General features: G+C 73.7%; 15 protein-coding genes. 6 read left to right on the plus strand and 9 right to left on the minus strand.

Features of this window, described 5'->3' with window-relative positions; all coding sequences use genetic code 11:
- Positions 1-242: 242 nt before the first annotated feature.
- Positions 243-1,622, plus strand: coding sequence for a hypothetical protein (locus tag ACL06G_RS10915; RefSeq protein ID WP_412785834.1), 1,380 nt, complete (start codon positions 243-245; stop codon positions 1,620-1,622).
- Here the strand turns inward: ACL06G_RS10915 and ACL06G_RS10920 are convergent.
- From ACL06G_RS10920 to ACL06G_RS10930, 3 genes are read right to left on the minus strand one after another with little or no spacing between them, the layout of a single operon-like run.
- Positions 1,582-2,856 carry an MATE family efflux transporter gene (locus ACL06G_RS10920; RefSeq protein ID WP_412835794.1) on the minus strand — a complete coding sequence of 425 codons (1,275 nt, stop codon included), beginning with the start codon at positions 2,854-2,856 and terminating at the stop codon, positions 1,582-1,584. The two genes, ACL06G_RS10915 and ACL06G_RS10920, sit on opposite strands and share 41 nt — an antisense overlap.
- The gene (locus tag ACL06G_RS10925; protein WP_412835795.1) at positions 2,853-4,637 is read right to left on the minus strand and encodes a lipopolysaccharide biosynthesis protein; all 1,785 of its coding nucleotides are present in this window, start codon (positions 4,635-4,637) and stop codon (positions 2,853-2,855) included. Before ACL06G_RS10925 ends, ACL06G_RS10920 begins: the two co-directional genes overlap by 4 nt.
- Positions 4,634-5,908 (minus strand): glycosyltransferase family 4 protein, encoded by a 1,275-nt coding sequence (locus ACL06G_RS10930; protein ID WP_412785680.1) that lies wholly within the window; start codon positions 5,906-5,908, stop codon positions 4,634-4,636. The genes ACL06G_RS10925 and ACL06G_RS10930 overlap by 4 nt, the downstream gene beginning before the upstream one ends.
- A 168-nt stretch (positions 5,909-6,076) precedes the next feature.
- Between ACL06G_RS10930 and ACL06G_RS10935 the strand changes: the two genes are divergently transcribed.
- A complete protein-coding gene (locus ACL06G_RS10935; protein ID WP_412785679.1) occupies positions 6,077-6,550 on the plus strand; it encodes an FAD synthase family protein in 474 nt (157 codons plus the stop codon).
- Here the strand turns inward: ACL06G_RS10935 and ACL06G_RS10940 are convergent.
- The gene (locus tag ACL06G_RS10940) at positions 6,504-7,268 is read right to left on the minus strand and encodes a CDP-alcohol phosphatidyltransferase family protein (RefSeq protein WP_412785678.1); all 765 of its coding nucleotides are present in this window, start codon (positions 7,266-7,268) and stop codon (positions 6,504-6,506) included. The genes ACL06G_RS10935 and ACL06G_RS10940 overlap by 47 nt on opposite strands.
- Positions 7,269-7,493: 225 nt before the next feature.
- Here ACL06G_RS10940 and ACL06G_RS10945 point away from each other — a divergent pair, with 225 nt between their 5' ends.
- A complete protein-coding gene (locus tag ACL06G_RS10945; protein WP_412785677.1) occupies positions 7,494-8,483 on the plus strand; it encodes an SCO2278 family lipoprotein in 990 nt (329 codons plus the stop codon).
- 46 nt (positions 8,484-8,529) lie between these two features.
- Here ACL06G_RS10945 and ACL06G_RS10950 read toward each other — a convergent pair whose 3' ends face one another.
- Positions 8,530-9,273, minus strand: a complete 744-nt coding sequence (locus tag ACL06G_RS10950) for a bifunctional DNA primase/polymerase (protein WP_412785676.1) — start codon at positions 9,271-9,273, stop codon at positions 8,530-8,532.
- 296 nt (positions 9,274-9,569) lie between these two features.
- On the opposite strand from ACL06G_RS10950, the gene ddaH reads away from it, so the two are divergent.
- On the plus strand, positions 9,570-10,427 hold the full coding sequence (gene ddaH, locus ACL06G_RS10955) for a dimethylargininase (protein WP_412785675.1): 858 nt from the start codon (positions 9,570-9,572) through the stop codon (positions 10,425-10,427).
- Positions 10,428-10,517: 90 nt separating this feature from the next.
- Here the strand turns inward: ddaH and ACL06G_RS10960 are convergent, their stop codons facing one another.
- From ACL06G_RS10960 to ACL06G_RS10975, 4 genes are read right to left on the minus strand one after another with little or no spacing between them, the layout of a single operon-like run.
- The gene (locus ACL06G_RS10960; RefSeq protein WP_412785674.1) at positions 10,518-11,576 is read right to left on the minus strand and encodes a small ribosomal subunit Rsm22 family protein; all 1,059 of its coding nucleotides are present in this window, start codon (positions 11,574-11,576) and stop codon (positions 10,518-10,520) included.
- A 56-nt stretch (positions 11,577-11,632) separates the two neighbouring features.
- Complete coding sequence (locus tag ACL06G_RS10965; protein ID WP_412785673.1) at positions 11,633-12,388, minus strand: SAM-dependent methyltransferase; 756 nt, start codon at positions 12,386-12,388, stop codon at positions 11,633-11,635.
- 50 nt (positions 12,389-12,438) lie between these two features.
- Complete coding sequence (locus ACL06G_RS10970; RefSeq protein WP_412785672.1) at positions 12,439-13,590, minus strand: serine hydrolase domain-containing protein; 1,152 nt, start codon at positions 13,588-13,590, stop codon at positions 12,439-12,441.
- Positions 13,563-14,876, minus strand: coding sequence for a multidrug effflux MFS transporter (locus ACL06G_RS10975; protein ID WP_412785671.1), 1,314 nt, complete (start codon positions 14,874-14,876; stop codon positions 13,563-13,565). Before ACL06G_RS10975 ends, ACL06G_RS10970 begins: the two co-directional genes overlap by 28 nt.
- 162 nt (positions 14,877-15,038) lie before the next feature.
- On the opposite strand from ACL06G_RS10975, the gene ACL06G_RS10980 reads away from it, so the two are divergent.
- Positions 15,039-15,941 (plus strand): PhzF family phenazine biosynthesis protein, encoded by a 903-nt coding sequence (locus ACL06G_RS10980; RefSeq protein ID WP_412785670.1) that lies wholly within the window; start codon positions 15,039-15,041, stop codon positions 15,939-15,941.
- A gap of 24 nt (positions 15,942-15,965) precedes the next feature.
- Positions 15,966-17,138 carry a lactate 2-monooxygenase gene (locus tag ACL06G_RS10985; protein WP_412785669.1) on the plus strand — a complete coding sequence of 391 codons (1,173 nt, stop codon included), beginning with the start codon at positions 15,966-15,968 and terminating at the stop codon, positions 17,136-17,138.
- Positions 17,139-17,412: the final 274 nt, after the last annotated feature.

Consider the following 17,412-nt stretch of genomic DNA (forward strand, 5'->3'; position numbering starts at 1 on the left):
GGGACTCCCCTCCCCCAGTGCGGCTCGGCCCGAAGGCCGGTGCCGCGTCCGTCCGTTGCAGCTTAGTCACGGCGCACGCACTCCGTCAGCGGATCACTACACTGCGGACAGGACCGGACAGGACGGGGCGGAGGGGGGGCGTCGTGGCCGTCGAGGCACGGAGCGATCCGGGACGGGCTACCGCTCCGGCCGGGCCGAGAGCGGCACTGTCCCGCGCGCTCGCGGTCCCGTTCGCCCTCGCCATGGTCGTGGTGCTGCCCGGCTGGGTAGCGGCGCAGACCGGGCCAGGCCCGCACGACGAGGCGTTCTGGCTGCAGCTGACACTCTGCGCCTACGCCGGCTCCCGGCTGACCGCGATGGTCCTGGCGAGCCGCAGACGGCTGGTACAGGGGGCGTTCTGGCTGTTCGTGTACATCGCGATGGGCATCGCGCCGCTCGCCCAGCTCGTGCTGGACCGCACGCCGACTCCCGTCGTGGGACCGAGGGCGCACACCGTGCTCGCCATCGCGCTGGTGCTGGTCGGGGTGGTCGCCTTCGACCTCGGTGCCCTGCTGGCGCGGCACAGGCCGTCGCTCCGTGCCACGGCGCCCCGGCCGGAAGCGTCGGTGCACCGCGGACGCCTCTGGCTCCTGGTGGGGTTCGCGTGCGCCGCGAGTGCCCTGTTCGTGATGCAACTGGGCGGCCCCGGCGTGTTCTTCAGCAGCCGCGAGGAGATCGGCGACAGCCTGGCGCAGGCCGTCGCCCCTGCTGCCGGATCGGCAGCCCCGTCGCAGGCCGGTTCGGCGCTGCTGCGCGGTTTCGGCACCGTTCCGGCGCTGCTGGCACTGCTGCTCCTCACCCGCTGGCTCGTCACGTCCCGCCCGGCCCGGCGGACCCCGCTGGTGCCGCTGCTGTGGACGCTCATGCTGGGCGTGAACGCCGTCGTCAACAACCCCGTCTCCAACCCCCGCTACTGGTTCCTCACGGTGCTGTTCGCGCTGCTGTTCACGGCGTTCCCCCGCAGCCCCGTGATGTACCGGAATGCGCTGGCGCTGGGTGCGGTGACGGCTCTGGTGCTGTTCCCGTTCGCGGACCGGTTCCGCTACGCCGAGAGCGGGCCGCAACGGGAAACGGCCTCCGTACTGGCCCCGTTGACGCTGAAGGACTACGACCAGACCGGCATGTTCGCGAACACGGTGTCGTTCGCCGAGTCCGGCGAGGGGCACAGCTATGGCCGGCAGCTGGCGGGGACCCTGCTCTTCTTCGTCCCCCGGTCGGCCTGGGAGGGGAAGCCGGAGGACTCCGGGGTGCGGGTCGGCGAGTGGATGGGGATGGACAACACCAACCTCTCCGCCCCTCTCTGGTCCGAACTGTGGCTGGACTTCGGCCCTCCGGGCATGGGCCTGGGCTTTCTCGGCCTGGGGTACGCGGCTGCAAGGACGGACCGCCGCTACGTCGCCGCGACCGTGGAGGACACCCGGCCGGGGAACGTGACGGCCGTGGTGGTCCCGCTCCTCGCCGGCTACAGCTTCATCCTGCTGCGCGGGCCGCTGCTGCAGGCCGCCGGGCGCATCGCCGTCGCGGTGCTGTGCCTCGCCCTGGTCACGACCTTCCGCCCGTCCCCGCGCCGGTCGTTGCGCTGAGGGATGCCGCGCGCACCACCCGGTGCGTGCGCGACCACCCGGCCAGCGCCTTGGCGGCGGAGCCCGCGCACAGGCCCCAGGCGGCCCCCGTCACACCGCCCAGCAGATAGCCGCCCAGCAGCAGGCCGACGGAGAGCGTGGAGAAGACCACCTGCAGCGGCAGCGTCGCCCGGGGGCGGAGCACCCGCAGCGACAACAGGGCGCAGGTACCCAGCCCCATCACGGCGTACTGGCTCCCGGTGGCGGGCAGCAGCGAGGAGGACGCGGCCCAGGTGGCGCCGAGCAGCATCTCCCCGACGGTGTCCGGCAGTATCGCGAGCACCACCGCCCAGGCGGCGGCGGTACAGGCGAACACGGCCCCGGTGGCTGCCGCCACGCGTGCCGTCCGGCCTTCCCCGCCGACCCGCGACAGCAGGGGCGGGCCGAATCCGTTCGCCGCGTTGAACAGGACGTTGAGCGGGCCGAAGAGCGCGGTGGCGCCGCGCAGCGCCCCGACGGCGAGCGCGTCGGCCCACAGGCCGAGCCCCACGACGGCCAGTTGGGTGCCCGCGTTGCCGACGGCGAACTCCACGGCGAACCGTTTTCCGAGGTGCCCGCGGCGCAGGTGGCGCGAGGGTTCGGCAGCGGCCCCCTTCAGTCGCGGGGCGAGGAGCAGAAGTCCGACGACGAGTGCGGGAAGGGCGGAGAGTCCCCAGGCCGTCACCAGCCGGAACGGTTCCGGCCGGTGGGGCTGGGCGGTGAGCACCGCGAGGGCGGCGAGCAGCCGCAGCAGATCGGCGGTGAGGGCGAGGTGCGGCAGGCGGAGGGCGGAGAAGGCGTACCGGAGGGAGTCCTGCAGCAGGACGACGGGCAGCACCAGGGCGAGGCCGAGCAGTCCCCCGGCCAGCGGCCGCCCCGGGCCAACGGCCGGGAACAGCAGGACCGCGGCCGGGATCGCCACGGCGACCGCGGCCCGGCCGGTGAAGGAGACCGCGGACCGGCAGGCCGTGCGCACGCCCTGCGCGGAGCCCCGTTCCAGCACAAGGGCCTGCCCGACGTAGGCGGTGGTCAGGCCGAGCAGGACGGTGAAGACCAGGTAGACCACGGAGAACACGGCGAACCCGTCGGCGGTGGACCGGCGGGCCGCCACCAGCAGGACGGCGATGTTCGTGAGTGCCGTGACGCCCTGGTCCGCGACCGAACACACCAGGGCGGTCCGGGTGCCGCGGGGGCCCGGCCCGGAGGACGCGCTCACCCGCGCGGGGCGCGGTCCTCGACGTCCGCGCGGTCGACGACCCGCAGGCCGACGGTGTCGACGCCGACCTCCCGCGCGGACAGCGGTTCCCGTCCGCCGGGGTCCTCGCCGCGCTGCCTGCGGTCCCATTCGCGGGTGACCGAGGGCTGACGGTCCGGGGCCGGGCGGGGGGTGGCGGGGCCGTCGGGGCTGCGCCGCCGTCCGGAGCGGCGCGCGGCGTCCGGTGCGGTCTCCCGGGCACCGGTGCCCTCCGAGTGGAGCACGGCGCCGAGCAGCACGCCCCCGGCGCCGACGACCAGTTCACGGACCCGGTTGAGGTCGTCCCGGCGCACCTCGCGGGGATCGCACACCACCAGCACCGCGTCCACCCGGTCCGTGAGGGCTATCGCGTCCGCGTACGACAGGACGGCCGGGGCGACCACGACGAGGACCGCGTTGCGGGCGTCCGCCTGGCCGATCAGACGGGTCGCGGGGGACGAGGTGAGGGCACGCGGGACGTTGCGCACCCGGCGTCCCGGCACCAGGTCGAACACGCCGGACTCGCCCGCGTCGATGGGGACCCGCCTGCCCGTCGGCCAGTCGGCGGGCCCGTCGCCCTCGTGCTGCGACCAGGCGGGCCGCATGCCTTCGACGTGCTGGAGTTCCTCGCTCAGCACCGGGGTCCGCAGGTTGGCCTCGACCAGCAGGACGTCCTTGCCCATCTCGGCGAACGACGCGGAGAGGTTCACCGCGGCCCCCAGCACCGTGCCGATGCCCCCGCGGGGAGCCACGACCAGCAGCCGCCTGCGGCGGGCGAAGGTCTCGTCGTACGCGAGCCGGAAGGCGACGGAACGGTACTCCTCGGCCAGCCGGCCCTCCGCGAGCAGCGGTACCGGCGCTCCGCGCCGGCGCCGCGGCAGCACCCCCAGGACCGGTGCCCGCAGTGCCCGAACGACATCGCCGGAGGACCGCACGGTGGGGTCGAACACCAGCCGGACCCATGCCGCGAGCAGACCGAGCCCGACACCGACGATCGCTCCCAGCCCGACCAGCGCGGGAAGGCCCGGTCCCGACGGTGCCTCGGGCGGAGTCGCCTCCGACACGATGCTGCCGGGCGTGGTGTCCAGTGCGCGGAGATGGTTGATCTCCCCGTCGATGTCGGCGATGCGCCCCACGAGGGAGGTGTGCGAGGCCACGACGGAGTCGTATCCGTCGCCGGAGCCGAGGGAGTCCAACTGGTCCGCGAGGCGGTCCCGTTCGGTGATGAGCGGTTTCCGCTGTTCCTGGTAGGCGCGCACCATGTGGGCGAGGCGGTCGTCGGTCTCCTGCTTGCGGTGGGCGAGGTAGGCCCGGGCGAAGGCGTCCGACCGGCGGGCGGCGGCGGCCGGCGAGTCGGCGGTGCTGGAGAACTCCAGCACGAAGGTGTTGGGCGGATTCGTCACCTGGAGGTCCTTCGCCAGCTCCTCGGACCGGTCGGCAGTCGCTCCGAGCTTCCGGGCCGCCCGGCGGGAGACGATCTTGCTGAGCGCCGTGCGGCGTTCCGAGGCCATGCTGACGTCGCCTCCGCTGCCGGTCTCCTGGAGCGCCTTGGTGTCGGAGCGCAGGGCGACCTCGGTCACGGCGGTGTAGGAATCGCCGCGGGAGACGGCCAGCCAGCCGCCTCCGAGGACGCCGAGCACCACGCCGAGGGTGATGATCAGGCGGTAGCGGAGCAGTTGTCGGAACTGTTCCCGCAGCAGGTCCGGTTCGTCGTAGGGGTGCACGACACGTCCTGCCGCGTCGCCGGGTCCGCCGTCCCTCACGGGCGTGCCTCCCTCGCGGCGGAACCGTCCGCCGTCAGTGCTTCCTCGAGCAGTTCCGTCATGCGGGCGAGTCCCGCGGTGCGGCTGAGCCGGCCGTCGACGTAGGCGGGACCGCGCGCCCCGAGCTCCTCGGCACGGTCCGGGTCCGCTGCGAGCTGCCGCACGGCCCCGGCGAGAGCGGCGGGGTCCTCCGGGGGCACGAGCACGCCCGCCCCGGAGCGGCGCACCTCCTGCGCGGTTCCGCCGGCAGCGGCGACGGAGGCGAGGACGGGTCGCCCCGCCGCGAAGTACGACGTCAGCTTGGACGGAACGCTCATGTCGAGTACGGACGCCCGCTGGGTCACCGTCAGCACGTCGGCCGCGGCGAGGATGTCGGGGAACTCGGCGTCCTCCGCGGGTGGCAGGAAGCGCACGTTGGGCAGCGACGCGGCCAGCCGGGCGAGGTGCGCCCGCTGGTTGCCGTCTCCCATCAGGACGACGAGAAGTTCCGGTGCCGTGCGGGCCGTGTCGAGGAGTACCTCGAGCCCCTGTTTGAGGCCCATGTTCCCGGAGTGGAGGACCACCGGACGGTCGCCGGGCCAGTCCAGACGGGCGCGGGTCGCCTCACGGGACTGCGACGGGGCGCCGACATGGGACCAGTTGGGCACCAGCCGGATGCGGTCGCGCGGTACTCCGGCCGCCGCGACCCGTTCCACGAACGTCTCGTGGATGACTCCCACGAGCCGGGCCGCTCGCAGTACGCGGCGCTCGGCTGCGGCGGCCGCGGCAGCCGCCCGGTCGCCGCCGCGGATGCCGCTCTGCGAGGCAGCGGCCCCCATCAGGTCCTGCACCACCGGCACGAACGGCACTCCGTAACGGCGGGCCAGCAGGGCGCCGACGAGGCCCCCCGCGAGGCTGGGCAGTTGGGCGACGACCGCGTCGGGTCTGCCCATGCGCGGCGGGGCGGTCAGCGCGTGGGCCAGGATCGACGCCTCGTACAGTGCCCGCCGCGATGCGGTCTGCCGGGCGGGAACGGTGTGGCGGCGCCGGTGGACGCGGACGCCGCCGCGGGCCTCGGTCCTGCGCCACACCCCGCGGTAGTCCGGATCGACCCGCCAGGCCGGGTAGTGCGGCATCCCGGTGAGCACGTGCGTCACCGCGCCCTGCGCGGCCCAGTGCTCGGCGGTCTGGGTGGCGTACGGCGCGATGCCCGCCTGTTCCGGCGCGTAGTTGGTGGAGACCAGCAGCAGTCTGCGACCGCGCAGCCCGTGCGCCCCGGCAAGCCTCGGCATGCGTGTTCCCCTCCCCCTCGGCATCCGGGATGCACCCTAGCGTCACGGACACATCATCTGCACAACAAGCTCCCGATTTCCTCGACTTGTGCAAGGATCGTTCCGCCGGGTCCGCGGACGGGGGAGGGACCGCGGCCGGTTTCGGCAACGGAAATCCGTGGGGGATCGATGACGCACACCGTCGGTTACGCACCGGGGGCGTACGACCTGTTCCACGTCGGCCACCTGAATCTGCTGCGCCACGCGCGCGATCGGTGCGACTACCTGGTCGCCGGGGTGGTCTCGGACGAGATGGCGGAGCGGGCGAAGGGGCGGCCGCCGGTGGTGCCGCTCGTGGAACGGCTGGAGATCGTCCGCAGTATCCGCTTCGTGGATGCCGCGTTCGTCGAGACCGTTCCGGACAAGCTCGAGACCTGGCAGCAGATCCGGTTCCACGTGCTGTTCAAGGGCGACGACTGGCGGGGGACTCCGAAGGGGCAGCGGCTGGAGGCGGACTTCCGCACGGTCGGGGTGGACGTCGTCTACTTCCCGTACACGGTCCACACCTCCAGCACGCAGTTGCGCCGCGCCCTGGACGCGCTGGCCCCTGCGGGCGTCACGTCGCCGGCGGCGGCTGCGCGCTCAACTCCCGGAACCACTTGACGAGGAACAGCACCAGGAAGAGGGCATGGGCGAGGAACAGCGCGGTGTATCCCCACAGGAACGCCGTCCGGTCGCCCAGCAGCAGGAAGACGCCGCAGAACACGCCGTAGTCGACGGGCAGCAGGGCGAAGGCTCGTGCCCGCGAGGGCCCGGCGGCCGGAGCCCTCGGACTCGTCCGGGGGCGCAGCTTGTCGGCCAGAAGACCGCCGAAGAAGATCACGACGGCTGCGAACTGGAAGGCGAGCGGCAGCAGCAGCCAGCCGGGAGACGGCAGGTCGAAGAACCGGTGGAAGGCGATCAGCACGGCTGCGTGCAGGGCAGTGATCTTTCCGCAGTCCACCACATGGTCCAGCCACTCGCCGGCGGCGGAACTGACCCGCTGCAGCCGGGCCAGCTGGCCGTCCGCCGCGTCGAGGGCGAAGCCGAGGGCGAGGGCCGCGTACACCGCGAGGGCGAGCGGCCAGGAGGGTTCGGCGAGGGCGACGGCGGCGATGCCGGTGAAGCTGAGGGCACCGCTCGCGAGCGTGACGGCGTTGGGTGCGAGTCCGGCACGGTGGGCCGCCGCGGCCAGCACCTTGCCCGCGGGCCGGTTCACCCAGCGCGAGTACAGCGAAACACCCTTCGCGGTCTTCTGCGCCGCGCGCAGCTGCTCCAGGGCGCCGCCGAAGGTGTCGCCTCCGGTTGTCCCCGCTTCCGCATGCACCGTGGTCCGCCCCATCGATGGCCCTTTCGCAGCCCGCCCCGACCGTGTCGCCCCATCGTGTCAGCCGGACGACGGTCGGCGCAGGCCTTACGGACGGCAGGCCCCGCGGGCGCGCGACCCCCGTCGCGACATTCGAACGCGGGAGCGGGCGCACACTCCACCCGGGATCCGCGCGCGGGTGCCCGTCCCGGCACCGGTAGGGTGCCGCTGCGACGGCAGTGCATGGGGAGGAGCCCAGGAATGAGGTCCCGGTTGCTGGCGGCGGCGATGTCCGCGACGGTCCTGGCGGCGACGCTGTCGGGCTGCATCACGGTGCACGGCGAGACCGCCGTGGTGCCCGCCATCGGCAGGGCCGAGGCGAAGAAGGTCCTGGACAACTTCACCGAGGTCAACAACGAGGCGAACCGGACCTACGACGCCGAGCTCAACGCCACCATCGAGGCGGGCGCGATCGGCGCGATCGACCAGTCGGGGCTCCGCGCGCACAAGAAGGTGCACCCCGAGGGCAACCAGGACTTCACCCCGCTGGAGCTGACCGACGCCCGCTTCCTCATTCCGAAGCAGGCCGGCTGGCCCAAGTCCTTCGTCGCCGACACCGAGAGCAACCGGGGGAACGGCGGCCGCTGGTACCTGGTGTTCCAGCGGAACGCGGTCGACGAGGACTGGAAGGTCACCTACCTGGCGGTGGTGGCCGAGGAAAAGGCGCCGGAATTCCGGTTCGACAGCAAGGGCCACGTCGAGGACGTGCCGCTGGAGGGCACTCCGGGCGGAAAGTCCTCGAAGCCCGGGACGGCCATCGCCCCCGGTGCCATGAGCGAGGCGTACACCGACTATCTGCAGAACGGCGGCAGCGGCTGGGCCGACGGCCCCCACACCAGCGGTTGGCGCTCCGAGCGGGAGGCGAACGCGGAGAAGCCGGGCCTGCGCACCGAATGGGCGGACGTCCCCGCCGAGCCGCCGCGGTTCGAGCCCTTCGCGCTGCGCACCCGGGACGGCGGCGCGCTGGTCTTCTTCGCCTCGCAGCACCACAAGAAGCAGACGGTCGCCAAGGGCTACAGCCCCAAGATCGACGACCCGTACCTCAAGGCGATACTCCAGGGCGATCCCGGCCAGTCCGTGACCTACCTCCAGCTCTCGGAGCAGGCGGTGCTGGTTCCGTCGGCAGCCGACGGCGGCGACGCGGAGTTCCTCAGCCGGGTCGCCTGGCCGGTGGAGGTCAAGGGCTCCTGAGGCCGGGCCGGGCCGAAGGGGCACCGCGCCACGGCCGCCCGCAGGACTACCGCGAGGGCCAGGACGCGCTCGGTTCCTCCTCGGGCCGCGCGTCGGCATGGAGCGCGCAGGCGTCGGTCAGAGCCTCGAGCAGCGACAGCGGCTCGGGCAGCGGCTCCCCCGGGACCGGCGGCCTGAGCCAGTGGACGTCCGCCGCGTCGTGCTCCCCGGGGAGGGTGGCGGGCGGCACCAGGACGTAGCTGCCGCGGCAGTGCCAGCGGAGTCCCGGATGCTCGTCCATGGTCTCGGGGTGGCAGTCGAGTTCGCAGGGCCACCACTCGTCCTCGTCCTCGGGCGTGCCCCGGGTGGTGGTGAAGAAGAGCATCCGGGCACCGTCGGAGACGGCCACCGGACCGGCGGCCGCGTCGTCGCCCTCCTCGTCCAGCCGCTCGAGCGCCATCCGTCCCGCTTCCAGCGGCACGTCCAGGACGTCGTGGGTGCGGCCCGTCGGTGTGACGAAGTTCGCCTGCGGCTGTGTCGCGGCCCAGCGTTCGATCTGCTGCGGATCGGTAGTCGCCTGGGTCTGCCAGGCGAAGGACACGGGGTGCCGGCCGGGAGTCGGGCAGCCGATCCGGACGCACGAACAGCCGTACCCGGAGGGGTGGGCCGCGGGCGCCAGCGGAAAGTCCGCCTCGGCGGCCCGGAGGAGCAGTGCGGTGCGCGCGCGGGCGGCCTCCCCTGCGGCGGCGTCGCGCGCGGTGCTGCGGACTCGCCGGCGCAACCACTGGGAGAACCTGCTCTCGCGTTCCATCTACCGCCCACCGTCTCACTCACGCGAACGTCTGCCGTGGCGCCGGGCCCGTCCCTCGGACGCCCGACGCTCCCCGGAAGACCGAGGGTACGCAGCGGCGGGCCGCCGCGATGCGCAATCCGTGGATCGCACGACCATCGGGGGACGGACTGCGGATGCCTGCTCCCATCCTGCCCTCCGGGACGGGCCGGCGCGCAGTGGGGTGCCTGCGGCGCGGCGCGGGCACCGCCGGCGGCGGAACGGAACGTGACAATCCGCGGAAGTTTGCCGAAGACTCGGCAGAAGCGGCCCGGGACGTGGACCATGGTCGCACCAGTGCACGGCGATCCCGTGAGGAGCAGGAATTGTTCAGAGCCCGCCGCTACCTGATGTGCCCACCCGAGCACTTCCGTGTGACCTACTCCATCAATCCCTGGATGGATCCGGACAAGCCGGTGGACCTTCCGCTGGCCGTGGCCCAGTGGGAGGACCTGCGGGACCGGTTCCGCGCGCTCGGGCACACCGTCGAGGAACTGACGCCGGACCCGGACCTTCCCGACATGGTGTACGCCGCGAACGGCGCGCTCGTCGTGGACGGGCGGGTGCTGGGCGCGCGGTTCGCGCATCCGGAGCGCGAGCGGGAGGCCGCCGCGCACGCCGAGTGGTACCGGCAGCACGGCTTCACGGATTTCGGCGAGCCGGAGCACGTCAACGAGGGCGAGGGGGACTTCGCCGTCACGGCGTCCTGGCTGCTGGCGGGTCGCGGCTTCCGCAGCAGTCCGCTCTCGCACGGCGAGGTGCAGGAGTTCTTCGGACGTCCGGTGATCGGGCTGGATCTGGTGGACCCGCACTTCTACCACCTCGACACGGCACTGTGCGTGCTGGACGACGGCGGCGACAGCGAGGTCATGTACTACCCCGGTGCGTTCTCGCGCGGCAGCCTCGCCGTGCTGGAGAGGCTGTTCCCGAACGCGGTGATCGCCACCGAGGCGGACGCACGCGCCTTCGGCATGAACTGCGTGAGCGACGGGCACCACGTGCTGGTGCCGCAGGCGGCCACCGGCCTCTTCGCACCCCTGCGGGAACGGGGCTACGAGCCGATCGCGATCGACCTCGGCGAACTGCTGAAGGGCGGTGGCAGCGTGAAGTGCTGCACCGCGGAACTGCGGCCGTAGACCGCGGCCGGGCGTTGTCCGGGACGGGCCCTCCCGCCGTCCCGGACAACGGCCGGAGCCCCGCGGGCCGCCCTCCGGCACCGGGAACGCTCAGGGGTCCGCGGTCGGGCCCGGCTCCTCGGGCGGCCAGACGTCGCCCCACTCCGCCCGGCGCGCGGTCCGGTACCGGGCGCCGTGGCGCTTGGTCACTGTGGTGCGGCGCAGCCCGTCGTCCGCGGCGCACAGGTCGAGCAGGACCTGCCCCTTGCGCAGTTGTGGCCGGCGCACGATCCGGGCGGGCGCCGGCGCCGCCCCGAGGCGTTCCAGGAGTGCGGGAGTGACCGCCGCGACGTAGGAGAACTTCTCGTCCTCGTAGGGCAGGGAACCGCCCTTGACCCTGCGGTGCAGCGAGGACCGGCTGACCCGGGCGGAGAAGTGGCACCAGTCCCGTCCGGGTTCGATGGGGCAGGCGGCGTTGTGGGGGCAGGGGGCGAGCAGGGTCAGCCCCGCCGCCACGAGGCGGCTGCGGACGTCGAGGATGCGGAGGTAGCCGTCGGGCGTTCCCGGTTCGACGAACACGACCGCGCCCTCCGCCGCCGCCAGGGCGGCCTCCGCAACGGCCGGACGGTCCTCGGCGGCCAGCTCGTTCAGCACGTACGAGACGGTGACGAGTTCCGCGCGGGGGAGTTCCGGGCCCGCGGTGAGCCTGCGGGAGTGCCAGCCGGCCGCGGTGAGTGCGGGGGTGCCGCCGGAGGCGGCGAGGTCCCGGCCCAGTGCCAGTGCGGGCTCGGACCAGTCGAGCACGGTGGTGCTCCGGGTCCCGGCTCCCTGCGGCCCGTCGCCCCACACGCCGTCGGCGGCCCAGACGGCGGCTCCCGTGCCGCCCCCGAGGTCCAGGTGCGTGGCCGGTGACCAACCGGGCGTCCGGGCGGCGAAGGCCCGGAGGGCGGCGGTGGCGGCCTCGAAGGTGGCCGGCATCCGGTAGGCGGCGTAGGCGGCCACGTCCGCGCGGTCGCGCAGGATCGGTGCGTCGGTCGGTGTGGTGCCGCGGTAGTGCGTGATGAGGCGTTCCACGGCAGCGGCGGCCTGCCGCGGCGGCAGGCCCGCCACGAGGGCGTCGAGCGCGGCGCGCAGTGACTCTGCCTTCCGGGGCGGACTGGGGTGGTGCACCGCCGCAGTCTACGGTGCCCTGCGGGGTGCCCTCACCGGGAGGCGGCCCGCCGGGGTCAGGACGCCGGTGGGGTGCGGTCGCGCAGCAGGAGGGTGACGAAACCGAGCGTCCCGCGGTATCCGCGGAGCCAGTCCTCGCGGTGCCGGGCTGCCGCGTGCAGCGCGTCCTCGGCGCCCGGATCCCCCGGGTTGTCCAGCGCCCATGCGGAAAGGCTGCCGGTCCACGACCATTCGTAGTCGTCCCACTCGTCGAGGGTGCTGGTGCGGGCGTACACCGGGGCCCAGCCGGCCGCGACCACCCGGTCGACGGTGGTGGCGAGATCGGTGAACTCGTCCGCCGCGAACCCCACGTCGAGGGTCTCCCGGCCGGGCTCCCGCTCCCAGAAGCCGTCGCCGACCAGGACGGTCCCGCCGTCGGCGAGCTGCGGACGCACGGCGTCCAGAGTGGGCAGCAGGCCGCCGAACGCGTGCGTGGCCCCCACGCACAGCACGGTGTCGGCAGGGGTCTGCGCGCGGAACCCGGCGGCGTCACAGGCGTGGAGCACGACCCGGTCAGCCTGCGGAAGGGCGGCGAGTTCCGCACGGGCGCACTCGATGGTGGCGGTGTCGTCGTCGACGCCCTCGGCGCGGAGTTCGGGCCGCAGGCGCAGTGCCTGCCGCAGCCACGCCCCGCTGCCGCAGCCGAGGTCGAGCACCCGCCCTCCCGAGCGGGGCAGAGCCCGTTCCAGGAGTGCGGTCACGGATGTGTCGTGCAGCGGGGCGGCGATCGGGTGGTGGCGATGGGCGAGGGCGCTGATCCGGCGGCGGTCCATGGCGCGCATGGTGCAGCGGCGGGCTGCGGACCGTCCACCGGATTTCCGTGTCAGCGCAGCGCACGCGCCAAATGCGTGGCCGCCTCGGCCCGGGGCCGCGAGTCCGGCGGCCGCCGCACCGGGTGCACCGTGTTCGCGAGCAGGACGAGGTACGCGTCGTTCGTCGGGTCGAGCATCAGGCTGGTGCCCGTGAACCCGGTGTGGCCCGCGGCACGGCCCTCGCTGAGCGGTCCGGCGAACTCGCCCATGAACCACGGCTGGTCGATCGCGAAGCCCAGTCCCGGCGGAGCCAGCAGCGCCGCCACCGACGCGGGGGCGAGGATGCGGGCCGTGCCGTACGCGCCGCCCGAGAGCAGCGTGCGGCAGAGCACCGCCAGATCACCGGCCGTGGAGAACAGGCCCGCGTGCCCGGCGACGCCGCCCATCGCATGGGCGTTCTCGTCGTGGACGCTGCCGCGCAGCATGCCGCGGTCGAGTTTCGCCCAGGGAGTGCGCTGGTCCTCGGTGGCGGCGATGCGCCGGCGCCATCCCGACGGAGGGCGGAAACGGGTGTCGGCCATGCCCAGCGGCCCGAACACGCCGTCGCGCAGCAGCACGTCGAGGCTGCGCCCGGTGACCGTCTCCAGCACCTGCTGGGCGAGCAGCAGGTTGATGTCCGAGTAGCGGGTGGCCGTCCCGGGCCGGGTCTCCGGCTGCTCCTGCCACAGCAGGGCGGTCCGCTCCTCGCGACTGCCGCAACCGTACAGCGGGATCTCGGGGCGGAGGCCCGAGGTGTGCGTGAGCAGGTGCCGCAGCGTGATGCCGTGCTCCGGCACCGGGTGGGCGCCGGCGTAGTGCCGGATCTCGGTGTCCAGGTCGAGGGTGCCCCGCTCCACCTGCTGCAGGACGGCGAGGGCGGTGAAGGGTTTGGTGAGGGAGGCCAGGTCGAAGACGGTGCCGGTCTCCGCGGGGACCCAGCGGCGCCGCGGCAGTTCGGTGCCCCGGTCGGTCCGGGCGTCGTAGGAGGAGTAGCGGACGGCCCAGCCGGCCGCGTGCTGCACGGCGACGTAGGGGCCGCGTCCCGCGAGGATCACCGCTCCGGCGCACCACCTCCCCGGCAGGGAGTCGACATGGGCCACGAGGGCGTCCAGTTCTTCGGCGCGCAGCCCGGCCCGTCCGGGCGAGACCGCACGCCTCAGTCTCGCGTACGCCACGGTCTGCACAACCCCAGGAAGCAGGTTCCGGCGACGGTCAGGGCGCCGAGCTGCACGAGAGCCATGGGGACGGCGGTGTGCTCGCCGGCGATGCCGACGAGCGGAGAGGCGACCGCGCCGACGAGGAACTGCGAGGTGCCCAGCAGCGCCGAGGCGGACCCCGCGGCGTGCGGGGCGCGCATGAGCGCCTGGCTGTTGGCGTTCGGCAGGATGAGCGCCATACCGGACATCAGCACGAACAGTCCGGCGGCCACAGGCAGCAGACCGACCCGGCCGAACACGCCGCCGGTCATGAGCAGCAGCGCGGCGGCCGCGGAGAAGGTCTGCAGCAGGCCCACCGCCATCACGCGGTCGAGAGGGACCCTGCCGACGAGGAGCCGGCCGTTGATCTGGCCGAAGCCCACCAGGCCGATGGAGTTCGCCATGAAGAGCAGGCTGAACGTCTGCGGGGAGGCGCCGTAGATCTCCTGCACCACGAACGGCGAGGCGGCGACGTACGCGAAGAGGGCGGCGAAGGCGAAGCTCCCGGCGAGCAGGTACCCGGTGAATGCCCGGTCGGCGAAGAGGCCCCGCATGGTGCGCAGCGCGTCGGGCACGCCGCCGCTGTGCCGGTCGCCGGGCGGCAGCGTCTCGGGGAGTTTGCCGGCCACGATCAGCAGGAGGAGTGTGCCGATGCCGGCAAGCACGAGGAAGACGCCGCGCCAGTCGGTGACGCGGAGGATCTGGCCGCCCAGGACGGGCGCGAGGATCGGCGCGGTGCCCGAGATCAGCATGAGGGTGGAGAAGAACCGCGCCATGGCGAGGCCGTCGTACAGGTCGCGGACGACGGCGCGGGCGATGACGATGCCGGAGGCCCCCGCGAGTCCCTGGAGGAGGCGGAACCCGGTGAGCGTGCCGATGCTGGGGGCCACCGCGCAGGCGGCGGACGCGAGGACGTACACGGCCATGCCGGTGAGCAACGGGCGGCGGCGCCCGAACTGGTCGCTCATGGGCCCGACCACCAGCTGCCCCACCGCGAGCCCGAGCAGGCAGGTGGTCAGGGTGAGCTGCACGCTGGCGGCAGGGGTGTGCAGGTCGCCGCCCACTGCGGGAAGCGCGGGAAGGTACATGTCCATCGACAGCGCCGGAAGCGCGGTGAGGCTGCCGAGGATGAGGGTGAACAGGAGCCCCGCACGCTGCCGGCGGGTGAGCTGCCCGCCCGCTGCGGGCGGCTGCTGCCCGGCGGGGGCGGCGTGCTGTCCGGCGGCGGGGCCGGCGGGTGGGGCGGCCTGGGCGGAGGAGCCGGGCTCGGTCATGCACCTCTCCATGGGACGGTCAACGGCCCGGACAGTCTTCCAGGGATTTCTGCTACCGCACAGTCGGTGTCCCACGGACCGGAACAGGGCACGTCAGGGCGTCGTCGCTCTCCGGCACACCCGGGGCGGAACAACCGCGCCGGACGCCCCGTTCACCGGGGCATGGCTTCGACGACGCGCGTCCCCGCGCCCCACCGCCCTGTGAACGTCCTGCGGTACACCGCGTTCTCGACGACACCGGACGGCGGAAACCCGGCGGGTGTCGTCCTCGACGCCGAGGGGCTGTCCGAGGAGCGGATGCTCGCCGTGGCGGCCGATGTCGGCTACTCCGAGACGGCGTTCGTCACGGCGCCGCCCGCCGGACTGGACCCCTCCGGTACGGGACGGGCCTTCGGCATCCGGTACTTCAGCCCGGAGACCGAGGTCCCGTTCTGCGGGCACGCCACGGTGGCCACCGGTGTCGCCCTGGCGGAACGGATCGGGCCCGGCGAGATGCTGTTCGCGTCGCCGGCGGGAGTGATCCCCGTGAGCGTCGCCCGTGACGGGCCCGTGCTGCGGGCGACGCTGAGCAGCGTGGAGCCGCACAGCGAGTCCGTCGGCGAGGAGGACCTCGCCGAGGCGCTGGCCGCGCTGGGCTGGGATGCCTCGGAGCTCGACGGCCGCATCCCGCCGCGGATCGCGTTCGCGGGCGCCCACCACCTCGTCCTGGCGGCCGCGAGCCGGGAGCGCCTGGCATCGCTGGACTACGACTTCGAGCGGCTCCGGGCGTTCATGACCCGCCGCGGCCTCACCACGCTGCAGCTCGTCCGGCGGTCCGAGACCGACGAGCGCACCTTCCACGTGCGGGATCCTTTCCCGGTGGGTGGGGTGGTGGAGGATCCCGCGACGGGCGCGGCGGCGGCGGCGTTCGGGGGCTACGCCCGCGAACTCGGTCTCGTCGGCGCCGGTAGTACGCTCACTCTCCATCAGGGGGAGGACATGGGCCGGCCGGGGGTGCTGACCGTGGAACTCCGCGAGGGGGACGCCCGCGTGCACGTCTCGGGAACCGCGGCCCGCATGGACTGACGGCGACGTGGAGGAAACCGCATCGTGAGTGGATCCGGCTTCGGCACCTACCAGAACGAGATCTACCTGCACGGCCTCGAGGGCCGGCTGCCGCCCTTCACCACCGACCTGACGGCCCTGGAGGAGTCGGCCCGGGAGCGGCTGGAGGACGGCCCGTTCCGGTACGTGGCCGGCGCCGCGGGGTCCGGCTCGACGGCACGGGCGAACCGCGAGGCGTTCGAGCGGCACCGCCTGGTGCCGCGGATGCTCACGGGTGCGACGGAGCGCGATCTGCGCACGACCGTCCTCGGCCAGGACCTGCCGGCCCCGGTGCTCCTGGCACCCGTGGGGGTGCAGTCCATCGTGCATCCGGACGGCGAACTGGCCACCGCCCGCGCGGCTTCCGCCCTCGGGCTGCCGACGGTGCTGTCGACGGCTTCCTCCCACACCCTGGAGGAGGTGGCCGAGGCGAGCGGCGACGGCCCGCGCTGGTTCCAGCTGTACTGGCCGAACGACGACGAGGTGTGCGTCAGCATCCTGGAGCGCGCCCGTGCCGCGGGGTTCTCCACACTGGTCGTCACCCTGGACACCTGGACGCTGGCCTGGCGACCGAACGACCTGGACCGCGCGTACCTGCCCTTCATCCGGGGCGTGGGTACCGCCATCCCGTTCTCCGACCCGGCGTTCCTCGCGGGCCTCACCGCGCCGCCCGAGGAGGACCTGGTGGCAGCCGTGCTGCGCTGGGTGCCGATGTTCACGGGCACGGACAGGACGTGGGACCGGTTGCCGTTCCTGCGGGAGCACTGGGAAGGTCCGATCGTGCTCAAGGGCATCCAGCACCCGGACGACGCGCGGCGGGCGGCCGACGCCGGCATGGACGGGATCGTGGTCTCCAACCACGGCGGGCGGCAGGTGGACGGGGCGGTGGCGTCGCTGGACGTGCTGCCCCGGATCGTGGAGGCCGTCGGCGACCGGCTGGAGGTGCTGTTCGACTCGGGCGTGCGGACGGGCGCGGACGTGCTCAAGGCCCTCGCACTGGGGGCGCGCGCCGTCCTGGTCGGCCGGACCTACGCCTACGGGCTGGCGCACGGCGGCGAGGAGGGGGTGCGGCACGTGCTGCGCTGCCTGCTGGCCGATCTGGAGCTGACGCTCGGCCTCTCGGGGCACCCCTCGGTCTCCCACCTGGGTCCGGACTCGCTGACGTCCGGGACGCCGTGACGCGCGCGTCGCTGTGACGCCGTGACCCCGCCGCGCCGAGGCGCGCGGTGGGCCGGTGGCGCGACGGACGTGTGCGCGCCCTCTTCCGGTGCCACGCCCGTCGCGGCATCATGGCGTTGCTCGACCGCACAGCCCGCCCCACCGCGGCGCACCCCTCTGCGGTTCGCCGTGGCACACCTGCACCATCTCTGCGCCCACGGCCACCGCCCGGTCCGTCTCCTGCGGAGTGTCCCGAACCAGCGCAGTCCGACGTCGGTTTGTCATGCACGCGCCA

Source organism: Streptomyces callyspongiae (genome assembly GCF_047200695.1).
GTDB lineage: Bacteria > Actinomycetota > Actinomycetes > Streptomycetales > Streptomycetaceae > Streptomyces.

What these genes read in the sequence shown, in the direction of transcription:
- ACL06G_RS10935 (WP_412785679.1), top strand. Translation starts at nt 6,077, where the DNA reads ATGACGCACACCGTCGGTTACGCACCGGGGGCGTACGACCTGTTCCAC.
- ACL06G_RS10965 (WP_412785673.1), bottom strand. Translation starts at nt 12,388, where the DNA reads ATGGACCGCCGCCGGATCAGCGCCCTCGCCCATCGCCACCACCCGATC.
- ACL06G_RS10945 (WP_412785677.1), top strand. Translation starts at nt 7,494, where the DNA reads ATGAGGTCCCGGTTGCTGGCGGCGGCGATGTCCGCGACGGTCCTGGCG.
- ACL06G_RS10950 (WP_412785676.1), bottom strand. Translation starts at nt 9,273, where the DNA reads ATGGAACGCGAGAGCAGGTTCTCCCAGTGGTTGCGCCGGCGAGTCCGC.
- ACL06G_RS10940 (WP_412785678.1), bottom strand. Translation starts at nt 7,268, where the DNA reads ATGGGGCGGACCACGGTGCATGCGGAAGCGGGGACAACCGGAGGCGAC.
- ACL06G_RS10980 (WP_412785670.1), top strand. Translation starts at nt 15,039, where the DNA reads ATGGCTTCGACGACGCGCGTCCCCGCGCCCCACCGCCCTGTGAACGTC.
- ACL06G_RS10930 (WP_412785680.1), bottom strand. Translation starts at nt 5,908, where the DNA reads ATGCCGAGGCTTGCCGGGGCGCACGGGCTGCGCGGTCGCAGACTGCTG.
- ACL06G_RS10915 (WP_412785834.1), top strand. Translation starts at nt 243, where the DNA reads ATGGTCGTGGTGCTGCCCGGCTGGGTAGCGGCGCAGACCGGGCCAGGC.
- ACL06G_RS10975 (WP_412785671.1), bottom strand. Translation starts at nt 14,876, where the DNA reads ATGACCGAGCCCGGCTCCTCCGCCCAGGCCGCCCCACCCGCCGGCCCC.